We start from the raw sequence: 22,795 nt of genomic DNA, 5'->3' as shown, positions 1-22,795 counted from the left end.
GCGCGCCTAATACGGCGGCGCCTTGCGCGCGCGCTGCGCCTTGGCCGCCTCGATCCACCAATTAAGATCGTCGGCAAACCGCGGGAACGAGCGTTCCAGCGCCTTGCCGCCCTCGCCGATCGGCTCGCTCTCGGCTGACAGCGTCTGCGCGATCGGCCCGACGCCGATGGTGCTCGAGATCACCACCATGCCCATTTCCGACAGCGTGCCGTGCCACGCGGTCGAGGCGCGCGCGCCGGACAGGCGGCCGGCGGAATAGCTCACGATCGCAGCCGGCCGCCAGAACCACTCTTCCAGGAAGTGGTCGGTGAGGTTCTTCAGGCCGGGCTGAATGCCCCAATTATATTCGCCGGTGACGAAGACGAAGCCGTCGGCGCCGCGGATCTGGCCGGCCAGCTTCTCCAGCGCCTCGGGCGCGGTGCCCGCAGGGTGCTCCTTGTACATGCGATCGAGCATCGGCAGGCCGATCGCCTTGGCGTCGATGAACTCGACCTCCTCGCCGCGACTGCGGAGGCGATCGATGACGAAATTCGCAAGGCGGATGCCCATGCGGTCGGACCGGTAGGAACCGTAGAGGACGAGGATGCGATTGCTCATGGCCGGCAGGCTAGCACGAAACGGCGGGACGGCCCCAACCGATTTGCCGCACTATCGTTTTCGCCCGAATTCCAGCGTCTGCGACGGCGTCTCGCCGAACTGATCGCGATAGCTGCGCGAGAAATCGCTGAGATGCCAGAAGCCGAACGCGAGCGCGACGGCCTTGACGCTGTCGGCGCCGGCAAGCAGCCGCTGCCGCACCAGCCACAGGCGGCGTAGGCGCAAATAGCGGTGCAGGCTCATGCCGCGATAGCGGCGCACGACATCGTGCAAGGTGCGGACGGACAGGCCGAGCTTGCGCGCAATCTCCTCGCTGTAGATCGGCTGCGAGAGGTCGTCGGACAACAGTGCGCGGATGTCCTGGAACAGCTTGAACTGCCGCTCGTCGTTCGGACGCCGGGTCCAGCGCGCGGGCACGACATCGGCGAACACGGCATCGACCGCACCGAGCAGGGACTCCTTCATCGCTGCCGCCTTCAGCGGCACCTCGGCTGCATCGATCGGCTCGGGCGCAGCCGCCAGCACTTCCCTGACCAGCTTCCGCAACCTATGCAGCGCCAATGGACTGGTCTCGAATATCTTGAAGCTGGAGTTCGTCTCGGGCCAGCCGCGATCCCTCACCTCGGGGTGGAACACGACCGAGGCGATTTGCCGCTGCACCTCCTCGATCGTGTTGTAGGCCGCGCCGCTGCTGCCGATGACGATGACGGCGCGGTCGCGCTGCGCGCCATTGAAGCGGATCGGGATTTCGAGGTCGTCCATCGCGAAGCCCACCGCCGTGCAATCGGCAACGAGCTGCGCGTCCACGACGCGCGGAAATGCCCGCGTCATATTCACGTCGCAGCCGGGCAATTGCAGAATGGTCTGCTCGGCCGCAATCCTTCGCACAAGCGGCGTGAACTCGAAATTCAGGCCGCGGATCGCGTTGCGAAACTCGTCGACGTCTGCAAAACGAAATATCTTGGGCGCCAGCGCTGGCGCAGCATCACTGTTGTTCATGACAAATGAAAAACCGCGCCAGGAAACGACGCGTGTCCGGCACTACGCCGGTCTGAATTCCCCCTTTCGGTTTCCCCTGAGACCGAGAGACTCATGCGAGCCTCCCTCGATCAGTTGGCGAGCGTCCAATGCAAAGGACAAGAAGGGTGTTCGCCTCCTGCCAAATTTCGATAGCGTTTCCAGTCAAGCAGGCGGTGCGCTGATACCCGGAGGGGCGGGGTCTAAATTTCAAATTAACGCCTGTGGTGCTGAATGAAGGGCATTGCTTAGTCGAATTTTATTTGAGTACAGGCCCCTGCCATGATGGCAAATTCGCCTGCTGATATTTTGGTCGAATTGGAAGAGGCGGTCGCAAGCTGCCCGCTGGACCGCTGCGCTCGCATTCTCTCCGGCATTGTGCAGTTGCTCACCGGCAGCCGCGACCGCTCTCAGGAACTGCTGTCCGGTGTGGTCGATGGCGTTCTGCTGCGACTAACGGAACGGGTTGAGGCCAGTGCGCTAATTCAGCTCAGCACGACGCTTGCCGACCTGAAGGTGGCTCCGCCGGAAACATTGCGACGCCTTGCCTCCCATGACAACGCCGACGTGGCGTGTCCTGTGCTGCTCAGATCGCAGGCACTCTCCACGGCCGATCTTGCGGCAGTCGCGGCCTCGTGCGGCGAGCGGCACCAACGCGCGATCGCGGCGCGCGACTGCATCGAGCCTGCGGTGACCGAGGCGCTCATCAAGCGAGGCGAGCAGATCTGCCTTGTGCTGATAAATAACCCGGGAACAAAATTCTCCGAGGCAGCTTACGCCACTCTTGGTGGGGCCGACCAGGACGGCGAGATTGCGAAGGCGCTCGTGCTGCGGCCTGGCACCCCAGACTTGATCGTGCGGAAGCTGCTCTCCGCCCGCCCTGCCAAGTCAGCACCCGCCAAGCCCAACCCCTCCGCCGCTCCGCCCGCGCAAGCAGCCGCGCCGATTCCGCCAAAGCCGCCCACCCTCGCCGACTATGCGAGCGCCAGACCGGAGATCGTGGCGCTCAGCCGCGTCGGCAAGCTCAACGATTCCACCGTGAACCGCTTCGCCATCCGCGGCGAGACCGCCAATCTGTTCACCGCCCTGTCGGTGCTGTCGGGGGCTCCGATCGAGATCGTCGAGCATGTCATGAGCGATGACGATTGCGAGGGCCTGGTGATGGCCTGCCGGGCTTCGCGCCTGAACTGGACGACCACGCTCGCGATCCTCAGCAACCGAGGTGGTACGCGCCTCTCCTTCGCCCAGCGCGAACGCGCGCAACTGATTTTCGAAACGCTTCTTTTGTCGACCAGCCAATGGACAGTGCGCTGGGGGGAAATTGCAGCCAGCGCCAGCACAGGCCATCCGGGAAATCGCGGCACGAAAATGGGGGTTAGCCGATGAAGTTCGACGGTCGCAAGGCGCTTCGCGTACGGATGGACCACAAGCAGTCCGTCAACCTGATGGGCTCGGACGGCACCTGGCGGCGCAGCTGCGTGCTGCTCGACGTGTCCCAGACTGGCGCCAAGATCGAGGTCGAAGGTACCCTCGACGTGCTGCAAGCCAAGGAGTTCTTCATGCTGCTGTCCTCGACCGGGCTCGCGTACCGGCGCTGCGAGCTGGTCTGGATCGACGGCACCATGGCCGGTGTTCATTTCGTGAACGCAGACAGCAAGAAGAAACCGGCGAAGGCGGCGCAGAATACCGCCCGGAGCAAGTAGGCTCGAAACTCCATCAACCGATTACCGCGATCGCATCGATGTTCACGGCCGTCACACTTGGCCAGCCCCTTGCGAGAGCATCAACGACATCGTGCGCATTCTCACGATCTCGGATATCTTCGCCGCGCTGATCGAGCACCGGCCCTACAAGCCGACGATGCCGCGCACGGAGGCCAATCATATTCTCTGCGGGATGACCGGAAGGCTGGAGAAGGCGCTGGTCAGATCCTTCAAGGAGGTCGCACTCTCACGCTGAGCGCGCGCCAAACCAGCGGGCGGGCAACGACGTCACGGGTGCGCCTAGTGCGTCGCCCGGTATTTGATGCGGCGCGGGATCGAGCGACAAGCCAGTCCTTCGGCGAGCAGCTTCATGTCCTCGTGCCGGCCGCTGCGGACCAGCCTGCTGAACTCTTCAGGCGTAAAAGGAAGGCTGGGATCATCATCGATCGGACGCCGCATCCGCGGACCGAAGAACCATCGAACCAGGCTAGCCAGCCGCCGCATGTCAATTCCCTCGCGCCAGCAACAAACCTTGAGTCCGCGTATTGTTCCTCCTGCACGGTAGAGATTGCAAGGGGACGTAACGAGTCCGCACGAAAAATTTCGTGAGGGAATAATCTCCTCCGGCCTTTCCGCGTCAGTCGGCGAAGCCGACGTAGCGTACGAACTCTGTGTTGCCCTCGCGATCGGAACGAACGGCATTCGCGGCAAAGTTGTCGTCGGGATAGCCCATCGCAACGCAAGTCATGATGACCTCGTCCTCGGGATTCTTTGCGACCTCGCGCATGATGTCGGAGCGCATGATGCCACATCTGCAACACCTGGCCGGTTGCCGATGCGGCGCGCGAAATCTATGCTAACCCGCAAGCAAGACCAAGAACCCCCGTAAGGACCCGATCATGGCCGCACCGCTCGATCCCTTCATCGCCCAGATCATTCCGCTGCTGCCGCTGCGCGATCCCGCGACGATGACGCCACAGAGCGCCCGCGATTCCTTGCGCGCACTGGCTGCCTCGCGCGCCGCCGTGCCGCCGCCGCCCGTCGATACCGTGCAGGATATCAAGTTGAAGGGCGGCGCCGGCCCCCTGAATGCACGCGTTTATCGCGTCGGCAGCGTGCCCGCGCCGACCGTGGTGTTCTTCCACGGCGGCGGCTGGGTCGCGGGCGACCTCGAGACCCACGACCGGCAGGCGCGCAATCTCGCGATCGAGAGCGGCGCGGTCGTGGTCTCCGTCGACTATCGCCGCCCGCCGGAAACGCGCTTTCCCGGCGCCTTCGAGGATGCCTTCACCGCGACCAGCGACGTGTTCAACCGCGTCGCGGAATTTGGCGACGACGCAAAGCGTCTTGCCGTTGCCGGTGACAGCGCCGGCGGCAATCTCGCAGCCGCCACCGCGATCGCCTGCCGCGATGCCGGCATCAAGCTCGCCGCACAGCTGCTGGTCTATCCCGTCACCGACGTCGTGGGCGGCTATGCCGACGCGCGCGAGAACGCGCGCTTTCCGTCGCGCGCCGAGAATGCCGAAGGCTACTTCCTCTCGCGAGCCGTCATGGAATGGTTCGCCGGCCATTATCTCGCTGATGCCAGTCAGGCCGCCGACTGGCGGGTCTCGCCGCTGCGTGCCGCCTCGCTCGCAGGCCTCGCGCCCGCGATCGTGACCACCGCCTGGTTCGATCCGCTGCGCGACGAGGGTGCCGCCTATGCGCGGGCGCTGGAGACCGCCGGCGTGAAGGTGAAGCATCACGAGGGCGCCGGCCTGATCCATGGCTATTTCGGCCTCGGCGACGCCTCCGAGGTCGCCCGCGCCGAAGCGCAGCGTGCACGCGCCGACTTCAAGGCGTTGCTGGAGCGGGCTGTCTGAACCACGGATGAATGGAAGAAGCTGCGATCGACCTCCCGGCGCGCGATCCTGCTTGATTGCGCCACGATTTCGGGCTCCAATTCGCGCGCCATCTTTTGGTTTAGGGAGACACCCATGATGAAGCGAATTTTCCTGGCTGCGATCGTTGCCACCTTTGCAGCAGGCTCGGCGCTTGCAGACGACACCTGCGAGAGCAAGGCGGTCGGCAAGGACGGCAAGGCGCTCGCCGGCGCGGCCAAGACCTCGTTCATGAAGAAGTGCAAGGAAGACGCCTGCGCGCCCAAGGCGGTCGGCTCCGACGGCAAGCCGCTCGCCGGTGCCGCCAAGAACAGCTTCATGAAGAAGTGCGAGATGGGCGCGTAAGGCGCGCTGCGAATTTGCTGCTTCTTTAGCGAGCAATCAGCGACCGAACTCCGTCATGGCCGGGCAGAAGCGCGAAGCGCGTCTTCGCGCTAGATGTCCCGGCCATACACGTTCTTGCGCGCGCCGAGCGCCCAAGCCATATCATCCGATGACGTCACAACCCTAGACAGAAGCCGTCGGCTGACGGATCATGCAATGCTGAGCGAATTGGGGCGCGTCGAGAAGGCTTTCCAGCAAAAGGACGTCAAGATGTGGCAACTTCGAGTGCGTCATCGGATATTGGCAACATTGAGCTTGCTGTTCGCGCTGCTCATCAGTTTTGACGTCGCGAACGCGAGGGGCGTCGGTCTGCCTAACGTCATGGTTCTGGCAACCGGCGGCACCATCGCCGGCTCCGGAGCGAGCAGCACCACCGTGGTCGGTTACACCGCAGCCACGGTGGGCATCGAGACCCTCCTGAATGCCGTCCCCGAGCTGAAGACGGTGGCCAACGTCAAGGGCGAGCAGGTCTTCCAGATCGCCAGCGAGAACATGAACAATGACTACTGGCTGAAGCTTGCCAAGCGCGTCAACACGCTCCTCGCGCAGGACGACGTCGACGGGATCGTGATCACGCACGGCACCGATACGATCGAGGAAACCAGCTATTTCCTGAACCTGACCGTCAAGAGCAAAAAGCCTGTCGTCGTCGTCGGCGCGATGCGGCCGTCGACAGCGATCAGCGCGGACGGGCCGATCAACCTGTTCAATGCGGTGATCCTCGCAGGCAGTGAGGAGGCGGTCGGCAAGGGCGTGCTCGTCTCTCTCAACGATCAGATCAACGCGGCTCGCGACGTCACCAAGAACAACACCTCGACGGCAGACACCTTCCGCACACCTGAGCTCGGCTTTCTCGGCTATATGCAGGGCAACAAGCCGTATTTCTATCGCCAATCGACCCGCCGGCACACGGCGGATTCCGAGTTTGACGTCTCCAACCTCGATACGCTGCCGCAGGTCGATATCGTCTACGGCTACGCCAACATGAACCGGGTCGCGATCGATGCTTTTGTCGCCGCCGGCGCCAAGGGGATCGTGCATGCCGGCACGGGTGACGGCAGCTTGGCCCGGCCCGCGGTCGAGCCGGCTCTCGACGAGGCCCACAAGAAGGGCGTCGCGATCGTTCGCAGCAGCCGTGTCGGCAACGGCATCGTCGCGCGCAACGGCGAAGCCAAGGACGACGAACACGACTTCATCGTCTCGGATACGCTCAATCCGCAGAAGGCGCGAATTCTGCTGATGCTGGCGCTGACCAAGACGACCGACAGCAAGGAAATCCAGCGGATGTTCTACACCTATTAGAGCATCCGCTCTATTCGCGCCTGAAGCGGTAATCAAAGGCGGCGCCGAGCGGCTTGATCAGGCCGACGGTCGGCGCCGGAAAATGGATCGGCAGGATCAGCGTGTCGGTGTCTGCGACGGAAGCGAAGAACTTCCGCCGCGACACCGCCGACTGCTTTGCATCCCAATCCCGCTTCGCCGACCAGTCCGGCTCGCGGCACTGGATCTGGTGGTGCATGAGGTCGCCGGTGACCACCGCGCGTTGTCCCCCGGAGAAAATGTTCACGCAGCAATGGCAGGGCGAATGCCCCGGCGTCGGCGTCAGCGTCACGGTATCGTCCAGCGCATAGTCGTCGTCGACAAGCAGCGCCTGCCCCGCCTCGACGATCGGCAGGCAATTGTCACGAAAGACCGTGCCGGGCGGATTGTTGCCTTTGGCGTTCTCGGCTTCCCAGGCCGCGTACTCGCCCTTGTGGAAGACGTATTTCGCGTTCGGAAACGTCGGCACCCAGCGGCCGTCGCGCAACGTCGTGTTCCAGCCGGTATGGTCGATGTGCAGATGCGTGCAGAAGACGTAGTCGATCTGCTCGAAGCCGATGCCGAGCGCGAGCAATTCATTGCGCCAGCGCTCCTTGCCGGGAAAGTCGAACGGCGGCGGATGACCCTTGTCCTCGCCGGTGCAGGTATCGACCAGGATGGTGTAGCGCGGCGTGCGCACCACGAAGGTCTGGTAGGTGATGACTATCATGCCGCGCGCGGCGTCGAACACTTCCGGCTCCATCGTCGGTAGATGGTGCTTGAACACGCCCTCGTCATAAGCCGGGAAAAAGTCCTGTGGCCGTCGCCAGGGCCCTTCCCGCTCGATCACCGCATCGATGGTGATGTCGCCGATCCGGAGTTGTTTCATGGCTGTTAGCTCCTTTTTTCAGGGAAGCGTAACGGGCAGCATTGGACGGTTCAAGCCGTGAAACGCGTCCACCTCCCGTGCGTGGCGATTGCCGCAAATCGACCCCAAACGCCGACAAAGGTGTCCGTGAAATGGGAAGGAATCGGTGGGCAGGAAACTGAGATTCGCGACGACAGCTATGCTTGTCGTTGCTGCGGGCATCTACATCAACAACACGAATCTGCTGGCGCCGCATCGCGACGGCAAGCCGGTGCTGCTGGCCCATCGCGGCATGGCGCAGCGCTTCGATGAGCGCGATCTGAAGAACGACACCTGCACTGCCGCGCGGATGTTGCCGCCGTCGCACGACTATCTGGAGAACACCCTGCGCTCGATGCGCGCGAGCTTTGAGGCCGGCGCCGATGTGGTCGAGTTCGACGTGCACCCGACGACCGACGGCGAGTTCGCCGTATTTCATGACTGGACGCTCGACTGCCGCACCGACGGCCAAGGCGTCACGCGCGAGCAGAGCATGGCGAAGCTGAAGATGCTCGATATCGGCTATGGCTACACCGCCGACGGCGGCAAGACCTTTCCGTTTCGCGGCAAGGGCATCGGGATGATGCCGACACTGTCGGAGGTGTTCACTGCGTTTCCCGACAAGAAACTCCTCATCAATGTGAAGAGCCGGGACGCTGGCGAAGCCGAGAAACTCGCTTCCGTGCTGAACGCGCTCGCGGCCGATCGCCGCCGGACGATCATGGTCTACGGCGGCGATGAGCCGATCGAGGTGATCCGCCGCCTCACCCCGGAAGTCCGCACGATTTCACGCGCGGCCATCCGAAGCTGCCTGATCCGCTATATCGGCTATGGCTGGACCGGCCTGGTCCCAGCCGCCTGCCGAAACGCGATGGTGCTGGTCCCGATCAACGTTGCACCCTGGCTTTGGGGCTGGCCCGATCGCTTCCTCAATCGCATGAACGGCGCCGACAGCGCGGTCTTCGTGCTCGGCCCCTACAGCGGCGGAGAGTTCTCAACCGGCATCGATACGCCGGAATTCTTCGCCCGGCTCCCGCAAGGCTATTCCGGTGGGATCTGGACCAACGAGATCGAGACGATCGCCACGATCTCCGGCAAAAGCAAAGATTAGCTCCGCAACCCCGGCGCTTCCTGGCCGGTGCGCGCGACATACTCCGTGTAGCCGCCGCCGAACTGGTGGATGCCGTCCGGCGTCAGCTCCAGCACGCGGTTCGACAGGACGCTGAGAAAATGCCGATCATGCGAGACGAACAGCATGGTGCCTTCGAAATCCGACAGCGCCGTGATCAGCATCTCCTTGGTGGCGAGGTCGAGATGGTTGGTCGGCTCGTCCAGCACCAGGAAGTTCGGTGGGTCGAACAGCATCTTCGCCATCACCAGTCGCGCCTTCTCGCCGCCTGAGAGCACGCGGCAGCGTTTCTCGACGTCGTCGCCGGAGAAGCCGAAGCAGCCGGCGAGCGCGCGCAAGGAGCCCTGCCCCGCGGTTGGAAACTGGTCTTCCAGCGACTGGAATACGGTGCGCTCGCCATCGAGCAGATCCATCGCGTGCTGGGCGAAATAGCCCATCTTGACGCTGCCACCGAGCGCCACCGTGCCCTCGTCCGGCTCGCTCGCGCCGGCGACGAGCTTGAGCAGGGTCGATTTGCCGGCGCCGTTGACGCCCATGACGCACCAGCGCTCCCTGCGGCGGATCATGAAATCCAGCCCGTCATAGATCCGCTTGGTGCCATAGCCCTTGACCACCTTCTTCAGGGCGACGACGTCCTCGCCGGAGCGCGGCGCCGGCAGGAAGTCGAAGGCGATGGTCTGGCGGCGGCGCGGCGGCTCGACCCGCTCGATCTTGTCGAGCTTCTTGACCCGGCTCTGCACCTGGGCGGCATGCGAGGCGCGCGCCTTGAAACGCTCGATGAACTTGATCTCCTTGGCGAGCATCGCCTGCTGGCGCTCGAACTGCGCCTGCTGCTGCTTCTCGTTCAGCGCACGCTGCTGTTCGTAGAACTCGTAATCGCCGGTGTAGGTCGTCAGCGAGCCGGAATCGATCTCCACCACCTTGGAGATGACGCGGTTGATGAACTCGCGGTCATGCGAGGTCATCAACAGCGTGCCTTCGTAATCGTGCAAGAACTTCTCGAGCCAGATCAGGCTTTCGAGATCGAGATGGTTGCTCGGCTCGTCGAGCAGCATGACGTCGGGACGCATCAGCAGAATGCGGGCCAGCGCCACGCGCATCTTCCAGCCGCCGGAGAGTTTTCCGACGTCGCCGTCCATCATCTCCTGGCTGAAGCCGAGGCCGGACAGCGCCTCGCGCGCACGACCATCCAGCGCGTAGCCGTCGAGCTCTTCGAACGCGTGCTGCACCTCGCCATAGCGGGCGATGATCTCGTCCATCTGGTCGGCCTTGTCGGGGTCGGCCATCGCGGTCTCGAGCTCGTGCAACTCGGCTGCCACCGCACTCACCGGTCCCGCCCCGTCCATCACCTCGGCCACGGCGCTGCGGCCAGCCATCTCGCCGACATCCTGGTTGAAATAGCCGATGGTGATGCCGCGATCGGTCGAGACCTGCCCTTCGTCGGGCAGCTCCTCGCCGGCGATCATCCGGAACAGGGTGGTCTTGCCCGCGCCGTTCGGCCCGACGAGGCCAATCTTCTCGCCCTTGTTGAGGGCGGCGGAGGCTTCGATGAACAGGATCTGGTGGCCGGCTTGCTTGCTGACGTTGTCGAGGCGGATCATGAGGTCTTTTTGGGGAATTGTTGCGTTGCGGCGTAATAGGCCATGAGGGCGGCCAAAGGAAGCCCGGCGAGGTACGGGTTTTGTCCTTTCCTGACAAATCCTTAGCAATTTTCAGCCAGAAACGCGGTGGCGCCGTCCAGCGCATCTGACGGACGTCCTTAGAGCTGACGCTTGCTGAGAATGCACTTTGGGGGGAATACCGATGAAAACTCGCTTTGGCCTGGCCATGGCCGCCGCACTGATGCTCGGCGGCGGCGCCGCAATCGCCCAGACCCTGCCCGACTACATGGCGCCGATCTCCGGCAAGACCAATGCCGCGCCGGGCGATATCGCCACCAGGGACGTGCTTGCGCTGAACACCGCGATGTTCGAGCTCTATGGCGACGCTGCAAAGGTGTTCCAGAAGAACATCCTCGACAAGCACCCCGTAATCCTCGGCCTGTTCTCCGGCGCCGGCGGTCGCCTGATCCTGTACCGACCGGGCCAGCCGCCGCTCGACGCGCCGCAGGTGCCGGTCGTCTATCAGCTGCTGAAATCGGTCGGCCACAGCACCATGGCGCTGGCCGAGGTGGTCGGCCCCTATGTCGACAATCCCGACAACAAATCCTGGCGCGGCGCGATGCTGGCGTTCCGCAGCCGGATGCAGTCGGCGCTGGACAGCCTCGACGCCACCCCGATGCAGGCCGACTGGCGCGACAACAATCGCATCATCCTGAAGAACAACATCGCCTTCATGGACGAATGCCTTGCGAGGGGCGTCATTCCGTTCTCGAAGTTAGAGGCTTTCGGCAAGCAGCAGGCCCCGTTCCTCGCCAGAAACGTCGCGTGGGCGGCGCAGACGCAGGTCGCGCACTGGATGGGCGTGCTGGCCGACTGGAAGACACAGCTCGGTCCCGACTGGGAGAAGACCTATGCCGCCAGCAACACGATCTACGTGACGCGGCAGAACAACGTGATCTTCAGCGTGCTCGCGCAGTTCTTCGGCCCCGACGCCATCAACACGCGCCTGCTGCTGATCGAGACGGTGTCGTTCACCACGACGCCGGCCGACATGCTGGAGTCGCTGACGCGGATCATCGCCGATCGTTCGGTTGGCGCGCTGTTCTTCGGCAATTATCACCTGATGGACTACGAGCTCATGGGAGGCGACGGGCGGGCCGCGATCGTCGCGGAGACGGCAAAGCGCGGCATGACGCCGTTCCTGCCGCCGCTGGTTCCGTTCGGCTCCAGGCAGTGGCCGACCCTGGTCACGCCGGGTCCCGGCCCCGCGACGATCGCGGATCTCAAATAGCGCACGAAACATCGGGACACGCGGCGGCAATGCGGCCGCGTCTTCACGAGGTGGTAATGCGCTGCGCTGTTCTATTCCCGCATGACGAATCATGACAGCTTCAGGCCAGCGTTGGCGCGTACCCGTTTCGTAGCTTTGGCAACGATGCCGTCAGCATCGCGAGCTCCTGAAAACCTTGTACAAGGATGAGACCATGCGGCCTTCGCGACGCGAGTTCGTGAAGTGGTTATCGGCGGGCGGCATCTCGGTCAGCCTGTCGCATCTTGCGGGGGCGGCCAACGCGCCCTTCGCGGCGCACGAGACGCTGCCCGGACGCGGCAATTTCAATCCGGCAACCAAAGGCGCCGGCCGCGTCGACGGCGTCGCCAAGGTCACCGGTGCAAAGCTCTACGCCTCCGACTTCCGCGCCAACGATCTGCCGGGCTGGCCGCGGACCACCTCGCACGCGATCCTGGTGCGCGCCAATGACGCCACGCATGTCTACACCGGCATGGACCTCGCCGGGCTCAAAGGCGCGCTGAAGCCTTCGGTCGTCGTCACCGCCGCCGATCTCGACCGTGTCGGCACGCAGGCGCCGGAGTTCTATGCCGGCGACCTGTTCTGCCCGCCCGGCAAGACGCCGCTTTATCTCGGACAGCCGGTCGCGCTGTTGATCTTCGAGACGTTCGATAGCTTCGACCAGGCCCGCCTCGCCTTGCGTGACGGCACCTTCGTCAGATTCGGCGAAGAAACCGGCCCGGTGATGGCGCCCGACTACGGCTCCTATCGCTTCACGCGCGTGGCAGGTCCCTCCCCTGAGAAGCCGGACGTCTATTCGCCGCTCCAGGCCGGCTGGGTCTCGCCCAGGAAGCTGCAGACCACGGCACTTCCGGTGTGGTCGTCGCTCGCCAAGGAAATGCCGGCCGACTATGCCAAGGCGGCCAAGCTTGGCGAGCAGATCCGCGCCGAGCTCGCCGCGGACGACGCCTCGCTGCTGGTCCTCGACCGCGAGTTCGAGACGCAGTCGGTCGACCCGATGTTCCTGGAGCCGGAATGCGGGCTCGCCTGGTACTCCGGCAAGGGCGGCAATCTGGAGCTGGTGCTCGGCGTGCAATCGCCCTATGAGGCGGCGGAGTCGCTCGCGTTTCTGCTGGCCAAGGCCCGCGCACCTTACAAGCCGACCCAGATCAACGCGCAATTTGCCCATGTCGGCGGCGGCTTCGGCGGCCGCGATCACACGCCGTTCATCCTTTACGTCGCGCTGGCGGCGATTCTCTTTCCCGGAAAGCCGGTGCGGCTCGCCCATGACCGCTATCAGCAGTTCCAGGGCGGCATCAAGCGTCACCCAATCAAGATGCGCTCGCGCATCGGCATCGACCGCGCGACCGGCATCATCAAGGCCTTCGCTGCCGACCACGTGCTCGACGGCGGCGGCCAGGCCAATTTCTCCGCCAACGTTGCGACCGTCGCCGCCACCGCCGCGATCGGCATCTACGATATCCCGAAGGTCGATGTCACCACGGTCGCGCTGCATTCGCGCGGCGTGACTGCAGGCTCGATGCGCGGCTACGGCGCGCTGCAGACCATGACCGCGCTCGAAGCGCTGATCGACGAAGCCGCCGGCGAGCTCCAGCTCGATCCGATCGAATTCCGCCGCCGCAATGCGCTGAAGCAGAATGGCCGGACCATGACCGGCAATCCCTACATCGTCTCGGTGCGCACGCCCGAGATCCTCGACAAGCTCGAAAAGCATCCGATCTGGCAGCAGCGTGCGCAATTCAGGCAAGCCTCCGGAGACCGCCTGGTCGGCACCGGGGTTGCCTGCGTGACCAAGGACTACGGCGCCGGCGCCGACTGCTCGCTCGGCCGCGTCGAGCTCGGACCCGACGGCAGGATCGCGATCTTCTGCGATCACGTCGAGATGGGCAACGGCATCGGCACGGCGCTCGCCAACCGCGTCGCGACCCATCTCGGCGCCATCGCCGACGAGGTGTCGATTGCCCGGGTCGATGGCTATGACGTCCTTGGCCTCGTCACCTCAGGCGATCCCTACACGATGGATCAAAAGACCCAGGACGCGGCGCAGGGAAATCCGCGCTGGGTGCCCAGGATCAGCTCGGCGACATCAGCTTCGGTCGGCGCCCATGTCGGCACCCACTCCTCCGCGGAAGCTGCCCGCGTCATCTTCCGCTTCGGCCTGTGGCCCGCGGCGCTGGAGCTGTGGCGCATTCCGAAGACGGACGCGCGCGCACGGCAATGGGCGAACGCAAGCTGGCAGGACGGCCAGCTCACGATGCCGGGTCTCGCGCCGCTGGCGCTGCCGGCGCTCGCCGCGACGGCTCATGCCCGCGGCTTCGTCACCGGTGCGATCGCGCACAGTTTTTCGCGCTGGGCCTGGTCGCGCGCACGCTTTGCCCTGTTCGGCGAGCCATATCGTGCCGAGATCGACGCGCTCGCGATCCGCCGTGGCAGCGGCAGGTTCGAACGCATCAACCGCAGCAGCGTCAAGTTTCCGCCGACCGACAACAACCGCATCGGCACGGCCTACACCTCGATGTGCGGCGCCCTCGTCCGCGTCGAGATCGAACGCGCGACGGGCGCGTTGCGCATCGCCAAGGCCTACAGCGTGCTCGAATGCGGCACCGCGCTGGTGCCGGAGGTGGTGATAGGCCAGTCCCAGGGCGGCTTCGCCATGGGTGTCGGCTACGCGCTTCTGGAGACGCTGCCGCCGTTCGAGGGCGGCCCTGGCAACGGCGAATGGAATCTCGGGCGCTATCTGGTCGCCCGCGGTTCGGATCTGCCCTTGCGCGATCTCGAGATCGAGATGCTGAAGCCGCTGACGCCGGACGAGCCGCCCAAGGGCATGGCTGAAGTCGTGATGGTCCCGATCGTCCCGGCGCTGATCAACGCCATTCACGATGCCACCGGCCATCGCTTCCGCGCGCTGCCGGTTACTTCAAGCCTCTTGAAGGGAGTTTTGGCGTGACGACCCTCAGCCTCACCATCAACGGCCGGAAGCACGGTCCGATCGACGTCCGCGACGATCTCTCGATGAACGATTTTCTGCGCGAGATGCTCGGCATGACCGGCACCAAGTTCGGCTGCGGCGCCGCGCAATGCCTGAGCTGCGCTATCATCGTCGACGCGCCCGACGGCACCAGCTACACTAGCCCGACCTGCGTCGCGCCCGCGGTGAATTTCGACGGCAAGTCGATCCGCACCGTCGAGGGCCACGCCAAAGACGGCCAGCTCTCGGTGCTGCAAAAGGCCTTCATCGAGCACTTCGCCTTCCAGTGCGGCTACTGCACCGCCGGCTTCCTTGGCGAGGGCCAGGTGCTGCTCGAACGCCTGTCGCGCGCCCCGGTCGCCCGCGAAGCGCTGGAGCAGACCATTGCGGACGCGCTCGACGGGCATCTCTGTCGTTGCACCGGCTACATCAAATATCACGAGGCGGTGCGCGACGTGATCCTCGCCGATTCAAAACGCTATCTCGTCGCCACCAAATGAGTGCGCCAGCGATGATCAACGCGCGCTTCAGGATCATGGCCGTGATGGCGGCGCTGACGAGCAGCCTGTGCGCGGGCTACGCGGCCTCGGACACGACGAGCCACGGCCTCGCCTCGCCCGACAGTTTTGCCAACATCGCCGACACCGAAAAACGCTCGGCCGCGATCTTCACCGAACTTGGAAGAGTGCTGACGCATCCGCGCTGCACCAACTGCCATCCGGCCGGCGACAGCCCGCGCCAGGGCGACACTCCCCGCATCCACCAGCCGCCGGTGACGCGCGGCGCCGACGGCCATGGGCTGGAGGCGATGCGCTGCCACACCTGCCACCAGAAGGCCAATTTCGAGCCCGGCCGCATTCCCGGCCATCCCGAATGGCATCTGGCGCCGCGCGAAATGGCTTGGGAAGGTAAGACGATCGGCGAGATCTGCGAGCAGATCAGAGACCCCGCGCGCAACGGCGGCCGCAAGGTCGAAGCCCTGATCGACCACATCGGCAAGGACACCCTCGTCGGCTGGGCCTGGCACCCCGGCTTCGGCCGCGCCCCCGCGCCGGGCACGCAGGAGCAAGCCGGCGCGCTCGTGGAGGCGTGGGTGAAGACGGGAGCGGCGTGTCCGGCGCCGTGAGCTCGTGCCGCATGACATCCGACACGTAGTATCCGCGCTTCTCCGCTGCCTCGGGATTAAGACCGGTCAGGATCCGAAAGCCGCAAGACCCGCCGACGCGACCTGCGCGTCCTGGGTTGATTGCATGCCCGATACGCCGATCGCACCAATCACCCTGCCCTCGCGCACGATCGGAAGGCCACCTTCCAGGGGCGTCAGATTGGTCATGCCCAGAAGCCGTAGATGAAGGCCGCCCTCGGCAAGCGCGGATTCAAACGCTCCTGTCGACCGCCTGAAATCGACCGCCGTCTTCGCCTTTTGCTGAGCGACGAGCACGCTGCCGTGCTGAGCCTGATCGAGACGGTATAGCAGAACGAGATGCCCGCCGCTGTCGGTGACGGCGATCACCATAGGCCATCCATGACGTTGCGCTTCGGCGCGCGCCGCACCGGCGACGAGCACAGCCTCGTCGAGCGTGATCGGGGCACCATAGAGAGGCGTCAGGGCCGCCAGAGGTGCCTCTGCCGTAGAGGGGTCAATTTTCATCATTGAGAGCTCCAGGTTGGTGAGAGCTCATCAACAGCATACCGCGCATCTGATGATAATACATGATACTGAGGATACATTATCTCACTTTACGAGAGAATAGCTCTGACCTCGCTTGGGGACTACACGACGTTTCTCGCTATTGTCGATGAAGGTAGCCTGACGTCGGCAGCTGTTCGTCTGGGCAGATCGCTTCAGGCGGTGAGCCGGTCGCTGGCGCGGCTCGAGCAGGACCTTGGGGTGGAGCTCGTGTCGCGGACGACCCGGCGCCTGCGTCCCACGACGGCAGGGCTCGATTTTGCCGGCCGCATCCGTCTGGCACTCACGACCATTGACGGTGCGCGGGAAGATCTGATTGCCAGAGACCGGCGCCTCGCCGGCACCATCCGCATCGGCACATCGAGCCTGTTCGGCCCCGAATATGTGAGCCCTGCCCTGAGCCAATTTCTAACGCGGAATCCGGAAGTTGACATCGAACTTGTCTTGTCTGACGAGCACGTCGACCTGGTCGCCGAGAAGCTGGATTTCGTCGTCCGCATCGGCAACCTGCCGGACTCGAACTTACGGGTTCGCCACCTCGGCGGATTGAATTGGGCGGTCTTCGCTTCACCGGCTTACCTCGCCGCACACGGTCGTCCCGAGCATCCGCGAGAGCTATCCCGTCATGCGTGCGTGTTGCGGGCCAGGGACGATGACAGATGGGTATTTGACGACGACAAGAGGCGCATCGAAGTGCATGGCCGCTTTCGATCGGAAAATGCCGCTGCGCGCAATGCGGCCGTAGCGTCAGGCCTTGGCATCGGACTCGCGCCGCTCTGGCAGGTGCGAAGGCTCATCGAGCAAGGGATCGTGGAGCAAATCCTTGTCGGCCACGAGCCGCCGCCAATTCCACTCCAGATCGTTTGGGTCAGGCGGGGCGCCGGCGTCTTGCCGCGGCGTGTCCGTGCCGCGATGGAATTCCTCGTGGCGCAGCTCTCTGCCCTGCGGATATGAGCCCCGTACCGGGCACGCAGGAGCAGGCCGGCACGTTGGTGGAGGCTTGGGTGAAGACGGGACCGGCGTGCCCTGCGCCGTGATGAGGCGACAGGCAGAACGCTCATCAACGTCGGTTTACAAGGGCAAAGCGGAACTCGCCTGCGTGGCCGCTATCTGCGGTCTTTGACTCGCAGCCGGCTATGGAGCCGAACACCGCCGTAGCCAATCCAGTCGCAACGAGACAGAATGACCCTCCTATCGGATGATGGACGAGACAGTGATGGATTCGCCGCAAGCAGGACCCTTTGCACCGTTCGAGTGGATGCTCTCGGCGCGGTATCTGCGAGCCCGACGTAAAGAAGGGTTTGTCTCGGTCATCGCGGGGTTTTCATTTCTGGGCATCATGCTCGGGGTCGCCACGCTGATCATCGTCATGGCGGTGCTGAACGGCTTTCGTACAGAGCTTCTCAGCAAGATCCTCGGTTTCAACGGGCATATTGTGGCGCAGCCGCTGGAAAGCCCTTTGACTGACTGGAAGGATGTCACTGAGCGCATCAGTCAGGTGCAGGGCGTTCGATTGGCGGTACCGATCGTTGACGGCCCGGCACTGGCGTCGTCGGCCAACGCCTCCGGCGTCCTGGTGCGCGGCATTCGGGCCGCTGATCTCGATCAGCTTCCCTCGATCTCTGCCGGCATCAAGCAAGGCTCACTCGAACATTTTGACGGGGGCCAGGGTGTCGCCATCGGCCAGGGCCTTGCCGATCAACTCGCGGTCCATGCCGGTGACAGTATCACGCTCGTTGCACAGCGCGGCGCAGTCACGCCGATGGGCATGATGCCGCGCGTCAAGAAGTATCTGGTCGCCGCCGTGTTCGAGATCGGGATGTCCGAATACGACGCGGGGGTCATCTTCATGCCGATCGCGGAGGCGCAGGCTTTCTTCAATCGTAATCAGGACGTCACCGCGATCGAGGTGTTCACGACCAACCCCGATCGGATCGACCTGTTTCGGAAGACCATTGCAGAAGCGGCTGGCCGGCCGATCTTCCTGGTCGACTGGCGGGAGCGCAATGCGACCTTCTTTGGCGCGCTCGCGGTCGAGCGCAATGTGATGTTTCTGATCTTGAGCCTGATTGTCCTGGTGGCCGCGCTGAATATCGTGTCCGGCCTGATCATGCTGGTGAAGGACAAGGGCAGCGACATCGCGATCCTCAGGACGATGGGAGCATCGCGGGGCGCGATCATGCGAACGTTCATGATCACCGGCGCATCGATCGGCGTGGCGGGGACCCTGGTCGGCTTCGTCGTCGGGCTCTTCGTCTGCGTCAATATCGAAACAATCCGGCAAGTCATGTCCTGGCTGACGCGCACCGACCTATTCCCGCCGAAGCTTTATTTTCTATCGAAGCTGCCGGCGGAAATCGATCTCGTCGAGACTGCAGCGGTCGTGACCATGGCGCTGACCCTGTCGTTCCTCGCGACGCTCTACCCATCATGGCGCGCCGCGCGCCTCGACCCCGTCGAGGCTCTGCGACAGCGAGGATAGCAGCGGCAGCAGAGCACTCAACTTCGCACCTGCCAAGTTAGGTGCACCGCAATTCTCGTCTTCCAAGAACGCATCATATCCGCCGCCAGGCCACAAGAGCCATTCAACGGACCTTCCGGTTTCTCTTTGTCATGTGGCGGTGAGGAATTCCCGCGTCTATGAATTCTTCCCCGTAAGCCTCGTATCCCAAATCTGCATAGAACTGCAGCGCATGCGCCTGGGCGTCCAGGAGGAAATTGCGGACGTGTTTTAGATCTGGGGTTTCTTCAATAGCGGCGATCAGCATCTTGCCAATACCAAAACCCCGGTTCGAACGGCGCACGGCCACACGACCAATTTTGGCCGACGCGCCGTTATCCCTCAACACAACACGCGCTGTTCCTACAGACTGGCCGTCAGCCAGTGCAACAAAATGAAGAGCTCCGCTGTCGTGTTCATCGCGCTCCAGATCGACCGGAACCTTCTGTTCGACTACAAAGACCTCATGTCGAATCTGAAAACATGCTTCACGTTCCTGCGTCGTATTTGCAGCTCTGATTATTACCATCCCGGACCCTCGAGCTGACCTAGCGACGCCTCTTATATCGAATGGTTCGCACCTGCGTCAGTCCTGATCTCTGTACTGGTCGGCGCGTGCCGTATGCCTGATAGGGCCGATGGCGCCTCGGCGTTTGCCCATGCCAAATGGTAATTACGGTGCACTCAACTTCGCTCCTGGATTTGCTCACGTTGAGTTCTTCACATTCAGACCCAACTCCGACTTCGCCGGGATTTTCTGTGAACCTCTGCGGTCGCTCCCAGACTTAACCATGGGACCACCGTGCTCTTGGAAGCATTAGGTCATTGCCACTGCCACGAAGACGTCCGAACAGCATTGCCTCGGTGACGACTTCAGTTTTGAGCGCGGCGAGGTTCGCAGATACCAGGACGCCTTGCCTCGTCGTCGCGCAGGCCCGTTTGCTAACGGGGTTTTTGAAAGTACGACCGATTTTTCAGATTTTGCGCGGGCACGATGGGGCCGCGCTTTCCTGATCAACCACCCATCGCACCACAGGAGCAGCACAATGAACGTCAAGCGACGAACTCTTTTCTGTTCGATCAGCGCTCTCGTTACCATGGTGACCCTCCCGGCCTTTGCGGATTGCGCCGCTCTGCCTGATTTTTCGCAACTTCGTGCGGCACTTGTCGGCGCCATCACGCCCGCTTCCGGTGCCAATGGCGGCCTCGGCTTCCACATGTGGGGCACACTGGTTGCCAACGACGGCACCGTCTGCGCGGTCGCCTTCTCGGGCAGCCAAGGCACCTCGCAATGGCTGGGCAGCCGCGTCATCTCCGCCCAGAAGGCAAACACTGCGAACGACTTCAGCTTGGGTAAGAACGCGACACCCGCCGGCAGCCTGTTTCCGACCGGGCTTGCCTTGTCGACCGCCAACCTGTTCACCGCCGTGCAGCCGGGTGGCAGCCTCTATGGGCTGCAGCACAGCAATCCGGTCGATACGGCAGCTGCCTACGGCAACCATCCGCCGTTCTCGGGCACTGGCATCAGCACGGCAAACTTCAATCCGGGCCCAGCCAGCGGCTCGTCGTTCGGCACGCCGAATGACCCGATGGTTGGCCAGCGCATCGGCGGCGTGAACGTGTTCGGCGGCGGCCTTGCGCTGTATCGCAATGGAGCCAAGGTCGGCGGCGTCGGCGTCAGCGGCGACACCTCCTGCACCGATCACATGGTGGCGTGGCGGCTCCGAAATGCGCTCGGGCTCGATCAATTGCAGGGCGTCAAGGGCGTGTCGGGAGATGCGAGCCACCCCGACAACATCGTCTTCGACATCACAGCAAACACCGACGGGACCGGCGGCACGGGCCTGGCGCCCAACGGACAGGGCGGCGTCGGCCATAGCGCTGGCGGCTTTGGCCATCCGAAGTGCCTGAACCCTCCTTCCGACGCTGCCGTCGCCGGTCTGCCGCCGGTGAAGTGACGGTCGCGGACTGCACCCCTCGAGTGAGACACGACAATCTCGGTGACAGCGCACCAAACTTCGCTCCTGCCTAGTTAAGTGCACTGTCACCGTAATTCGTAATTCTAATTAATTCGTAGTTCCGATTGACGCTCGGAGTTTCAGATCATGCTCGACATACCGAATGCGCCGAGCATATCGTTTTGAACAGAGGTGGCGGCCTCGTTCAGCCGTTCTACTCCGAGATCCATCCCCTCGGGCATGACGACCGTCCGCAACGGGCGCCGTTCCGTGGCTTCGACCAGCCGCGCGATGGCATCGGCAACCAGCTGGGGTCGTGGCGGATTGGACGAATCGTTTGCCTGGCTTGAGCTGTCTTTGATTTGGCCCGGGATCGCCGCGACCGCACCGTATGATGCCAGCACGCCTTCGTCGGACGGCTCCGGACTGGATGGCAGCAGGTTGCTGGGGAATGCCCCTGGTTCGACGATCACCGAGTCGACGCCGAAGCTTGAAAGTTCGTAGCGATAGGACTCGGCGAGCGCCTCGAGCGCAAACTTGCTCGCGGAATAGACACCGAAGAAGGGAAAGATCAGTCGGCCCATCAACGACGTGACATGGACGAGAAGTCCGCTGCCGGCGGCGCGCATATGCGGCAGAACGGCACGATCGGCTCGCGCGGCACCGAAGAAATTCACCGCAAATTGCCGTTCGATATCCGCGACCGTGTAGGCTTCCGTGACCCCGACGAACATGGTGCCTGCGTTGTTGATCAACGCATCGATCCTTCCATGTTGCTTGATGACATGGTCGATCGCCGCATTGACTGACGCCTCGTCGGCGACATCCATTTCGAGGACCTGCAGCACACGCCCCTCGGCTTTTGCCGCTTCGATGAGTTCGCTCCGGACTTGGCCATTTCGCCCTTCGACGTCTCGCATGGTCGCAACCACCGTATGACCCCGCCTCGCGAGCTCCAATGCCGTGAGTCTTCCAAAACCACTGCTCGTGCCTGTCACGACAACGACTTTTCCGTTCATCCTATGTCCTTTCGCTTCTGTCCAAATAGCATCGACCAGATAGACAGACCTGTATGTACATTGCAACAGAAAAATAGACAGGGTAGTCTGTCTATGCGCCTGAGGAGTTTGAGTCAGACCGAGGATGGGGGCAGGACGTGCCGGAGATGATCGATTTGGAGGGGCAGCCGCTTAACGCTCTCGCGCCGCGAGAACGGATACTGAGGACAGCGTCGGACCTGTTTTACCGGTTCAGCATCCACACTGTCGGGGTTGACCGCATCATCGCCGAAAGCGGCGTGGCCAAGATGACGTTTTACAAGCACTTTCCGTCGAAGGCGAACATGGTCGCTACCTACCTGCGACACCAGGACGCCGCCTGGTTTCAGATGCTCGCGGCCTCGACCGAAAAACCCGGGCTATCGCCGCTGGAGCGCGTCCTTGCCATTTTTGACGCGCTGGGCGAGGCCTTTCGATCGCCTTCCTTCCGCGGCTGTCCGTTCGTGAGGGGACTGGCCGAGTTCGGACCGGACGTTGATTCTCCGGACGTCCAGGCCACCATCGCCGCTCATTTCAAGAGCTTGCGTGAATTTGTGGCGTCGCTCGTCGAGCCTTTGGCATTGAGCAAGCCTGAACAAGCCGTGCTCCAGATCTTGTCACTCATCCAAGGCGCGCTCGTGATCGCCCAATCGACACGCGATCCGGCCATAGCGCAGGCGAGCCGCGACGCAGCCAGACTGTTGCTCGAGGCTGCGTCGGTCTCATCATCCGGACCTGGCGGTCCGTAGGCGATGGGCGCACGACGTAACCGTCCGGTGAGGCTTCACCGGACGGTTACGTCGCACCGAGCAACGC

At 63.4% G+C, this 22,795-nt stretch carries 23 protein-coding genes and 1 pseudogene; 15 read left to right on the top strand and 9 right to left on the bottom strand.

Translation table 11 applies throughout. The features are described from left to right. Nucleotides 1–6: 6 nt before the first annotated feature. The gene (locus tag FXB38_RS21855) at nt 7–597 is read right to left on the bottom strand and encodes an NADPH-dependent FMN reductase (RefSeq protein ID WP_148753035.1); all 591 of its coding nucleotides are present in this window, start codon (nt 595–597) and stop codon (nt 7–9) included. Nucleotides 598–648: 51 nt separating this feature from the next. Continuing rightward, a complete protein-coding gene (locus FXB38_RS21850) occupies nt 649–1,596 on the bottom strand; it encodes an AraC family transcriptional regulator (protein WP_148753034.1) in 948 nt (315 codons plus the stop codon). A 300-nt stretch (nt 1,597–1,896) separates the two neighbouring features. Between FXB38_RS21850 and FXB38_RS21845 the strand changes: the two genes are divergently transcribed. The 3 genes and pseudogenes from FXB38_RS21845 to FXB38_RS21835 form a co-directional block, all read left to right on the top strand. Continuing rightward, on the top strand, nt 1,897–3,000 hold the full coding sequence (locus FXB38_RS21845) for a DUF2336 domain-containing protein (protein ID WP_148753033.1): 1,104 nt from the start codon (nt 1,897–1,899) through the stop codon (nt 2,998–3,000). Beyond that, nucleotides 2,997–3,317, top strand: a complete 321-nt coding sequence (locus tag FXB38_RS21840) for a PilZ domain-containing protein (protein ID WP_148753032.1) — start codon at nt 2,997–2,999, stop codon at nt 3,315–3,317. Before FXB38_RS21845 ends, FXB38_RS21840 begins: the two co-directional genes overlap by 4 nt. A gap of 73 nt (nt 3,318–3,390) precedes the next feature. After that, nucleotides 3,391–3,573, top strand: a pseudogene (locus tag FXB38_RS21835) (hypothetical protein); the annotation flags it as partial. A 44-nt stretch (nt 3,574–3,617) separates the two neighbouring features. Here FXB38_RS21835 and FXB38_RS21830 read toward each other — a convergent pair. Both FXB38_RS21830 and FXB38_RS21825 read right to left on the bottom strand, forming a co-directional pair. Beyond that, nucleotides 3,618–3,821, bottom strand: a complete 204-nt coding sequence (locus FXB38_RS21830; protein ID WP_148753031.1) for a hypothetical protein — start codon at nt 3,819–3,821, stop codon at nt 3,618–3,620. A 133-nt stretch (nt 3,822–3,954) separates the two neighbouring features. Continuing rightward, complete coding sequence (locus FXB38_RS21825) at nt 3,955–4,119, bottom strand: nitroreductase family protein (protein ID WP_246230024.1); 165 nt, start codon at nt 4,117–4,119, stop codon at nt 3,955–3,957. Nucleotides 4,120–4,216: 97 nt separating this feature from the next. On the opposite strand from FXB38_RS21825, the gene FXB38_RS21820 reads away from it, so the two are divergent. From FXB38_RS21820 to FXB38_RS21810, 3 genes are all read left to right on the top strand, one after another. Next, a complete protein-coding gene (locus FXB38_RS21820) occupies nt 4,217–5,179 on the top strand; it encodes an alpha/beta hydrolase (RefSeq protein ID WP_148753030.1) in 963 nt (320 codons plus the stop codon). A 114-nt stretch (nt 5,180–5,293) separates the two neighbouring features. Further along, nucleotides 5,294–5,542 (top strand): hypothetical protein, encoded by a 249-nt coding sequence (locus tag FXB38_RS21815; RefSeq protein ID WP_148753029.1) that lies wholly within the window; start codon nt 5,294–5,296, stop codon nt 5,540–5,542. A 195-nt stretch (nt 5,543–5,737) separates the two neighbouring features. Continuing rightward, nucleotides 5,738–6,883 carry a type II asparaginase gene (locus FXB38_RS21810; RefSeq protein ID WP_283812749.1) on the top strand — a complete coding sequence of 382 codons (1,146 nt, stop codon included), beginning with the start codon at nt 5,738–5,740 and terminating at the stop codon, nt 6,881–6,883. Between the two features lie 10 nt (nt 6,884–6,893). Here the strand turns inward: FXB38_RS21810 and FXB38_RS21805 are convergent, their stop codons facing one another. After that, complete coding sequence (locus FXB38_RS21805; RefSeq protein ID WP_148753028.1) at nt 6,894–7,769, bottom strand: MBL fold metallo-hydrolase; 876 nt, start codon at nt 7,767–7,769, stop codon at nt 6,894–6,896. 145 nt (nt 7,770–7,914) lie between these two features. Between FXB38_RS21805 and FXB38_RS21800 the strand changes: the two genes are divergently transcribed. Next, complete coding sequence (locus tag FXB38_RS21800) at nt 7,915–8,898, top strand: glycerophosphodiester phosphodiesterase family protein (protein WP_148753027.1); 984 nt, start codon at nt 7,915–7,917, stop codon at nt 8,896–8,898. Here the strand turns inward: FXB38_RS21800 and FXB38_RS21795 are convergent. Beyond that, nucleotides 8,895–10,517 (bottom strand): ABC-F family ATP-binding cassette domain-containing protein, encoded by a 1,623-nt coding sequence (locus FXB38_RS21795; protein WP_148753026.1) that lies wholly within the window; start codon nt 10,515–10,517, stop codon nt 8,895–8,897. The two genes, FXB38_RS21800 and FXB38_RS21795, sit on opposite strands and share 4 nt — an antisense overlap. A gap of 202 nt (nt 10,518–10,719) precedes the next feature. On the opposite strand from FXB38_RS21795, the gene FXB38_RS21790 reads away from it, so the two are divergent. From FXB38_RS21790 to FXB38_RS21775, 4 genes are all read left to right on the top strand, one after another. Next, nucleotides 10,720–11,808, top strand: coding sequence for a hypothetical protein (locus tag FXB38_RS21790; RefSeq protein WP_148753025.1), 1,089 nt, complete (start codon nt 10,720–10,722; stop codon nt 11,806–11,808). Nucleotides 11,809–12,001: 193 nt separating this feature from the next. Beyond that, a complete protein-coding gene (locus FXB38_RS21785) occupies nt 12,002–14,773 on the top strand; it encodes a xanthine dehydrogenase family protein molybdopterin-binding subunit (protein ID WP_148753024.1) in 2,772 nt (923 codons plus the stop codon). Beyond that, complete coding sequence (locus tag FXB38_RS21780) at nt 14,770–15,294, top strand: (2Fe-2S)-binding protein (protein WP_148753023.1); 525 nt, start codon at nt 14,770–14,772, stop codon at nt 15,292–15,294. Before FXB38_RS21785 ends, FXB38_RS21780 begins: the two co-directional genes overlap by 4 nt. A gap of 11 nt (nt 15,295–15,305) precedes the next feature. Beyond that, nucleotides 15,306–15,920 (top strand): Isoquinoline 1-oxidoreductase subunit, encoded by a 615-nt coding sequence (locus tag FXB38_RS21775; protein WP_148753022.1) that lies wholly within the window; start codon nt 15,306–15,308, stop codon nt 15,918–15,920. Nucleotides 15,921–15,986: 66 nt separating this feature from the next. On the opposite strand, the gene FXB38_RS21770 is transcribed toward FXB38_RS21775, so the two are convergent. Next, nucleotides 15,987–16,448, bottom strand: coding sequence for a GlcG/HbpS family heme-binding protein (locus FXB38_RS21770; RefSeq protein WP_148753021.1), 462 nt, complete (start codon nt 16,446–16,448; stop codon nt 15,987–15,989). Between the two features lie 75 nt (nt 16,449–16,523). Here FXB38_RS21770 and FXB38_RS21765 point away from each other — a divergent pair, with 75 nt between their 5' ends. Further along, nucleotides 16,524–17,438 (top strand): LysR family transcriptional regulator, encoded by a 915-nt coding sequence (locus tag FXB38_RS21765; protein ID WP_347340235.1) that lies wholly within the window; start codon nt 16,524–16,526, stop codon nt 17,436–17,438. A gap of 247 nt (nt 17,439–17,685) precedes the next feature. Continuing rightward, on the top strand, nt 17,686–18,966 hold the full coding sequence (locus FXB38_RS21755; protein WP_148753048.1) for a lipoprotein-releasing ABC transporter permease subunit: 1,281 nt from the start codon (nt 17,686–17,688) through the stop codon (nt 18,964–18,966). Nucleotides 18,967–19,069: 103 nt separating this feature from the next. On the opposite strand, the gene FXB38_RS21750 is transcribed toward FXB38_RS21755, so the two are convergent. Continuing rightward, nucleotides 19,070–19,513 carry a GNAT family N-acetyltransferase gene (locus tag FXB38_RS21750; RefSeq protein ID WP_148753019.1) on the bottom strand — a complete coding sequence of 148 codons (444 nt, stop codon included), beginning with the start codon at nt 19,511–19,513 and terminating at the stop codon, nt 19,070–19,072. Between the two features lie 517 nt (nt 19,514–20,030). Between FXB38_RS21750 and FXB38_RS21745 the strand changes: the two genes are divergently transcribed. After that, nucleotides 20,031–20,942 carry a heme-binding protein gene (locus FXB38_RS21745; RefSeq protein WP_148753018.1) on the top strand — a complete coding sequence of 304 codons (912 nt, stop codon included), beginning with the start codon at nt 20,031–20,033 and terminating at the stop codon, nt 20,940–20,942. Nucleotides 20,943–21,082: 140 nt separating this feature from the next. Here FXB38_RS21745 and FXB38_RS21740 read toward each other — a convergent pair whose 3' ends face one another. After that, nucleotides 21,083–21,961 (bottom strand): SDR family oxidoreductase, encoded by an 879-nt coding sequence (locus tag FXB38_RS21740; protein WP_148753017.1) that lies wholly within the window; start codon nt 21,959–21,961, stop codon nt 21,083–21,085. Between the two features lie 146 nt (nt 21,962–22,107). On the opposite strand from FXB38_RS21740, the gene FXB38_RS21735 reads away from it, so the two are divergent. Further along, nucleotides 22,108–22,728 carry a TetR/AcrR family transcriptional regulator gene (locus tag FXB38_RS21735; protein ID WP_148753016.1) on the top strand — a complete coding sequence of 207 codons (621 nt, stop codon included), beginning with the start codon at nt 22,108–22,110 and terminating at the stop codon, nt 22,726–22,728. The last annotated feature ends 67 nt before the right edge of the window (nt 22,729–22,795 follow it).

This window comes from Bradyrhizobium cytisi, from assembly GCF_008123515.1.
Lineage (GTDB): Bacteria > Pseudomonadota > Alphaproteobacteria > Rhizobiales > Xanthobacteraceae > Bradyrhizobium > Bradyrhizobium cytisi.
The sequence above is the reverse complement of the archived record's forward strand: the minus strand, read 5'-3'. Positions and strand labels throughout refer to the sequence as shown.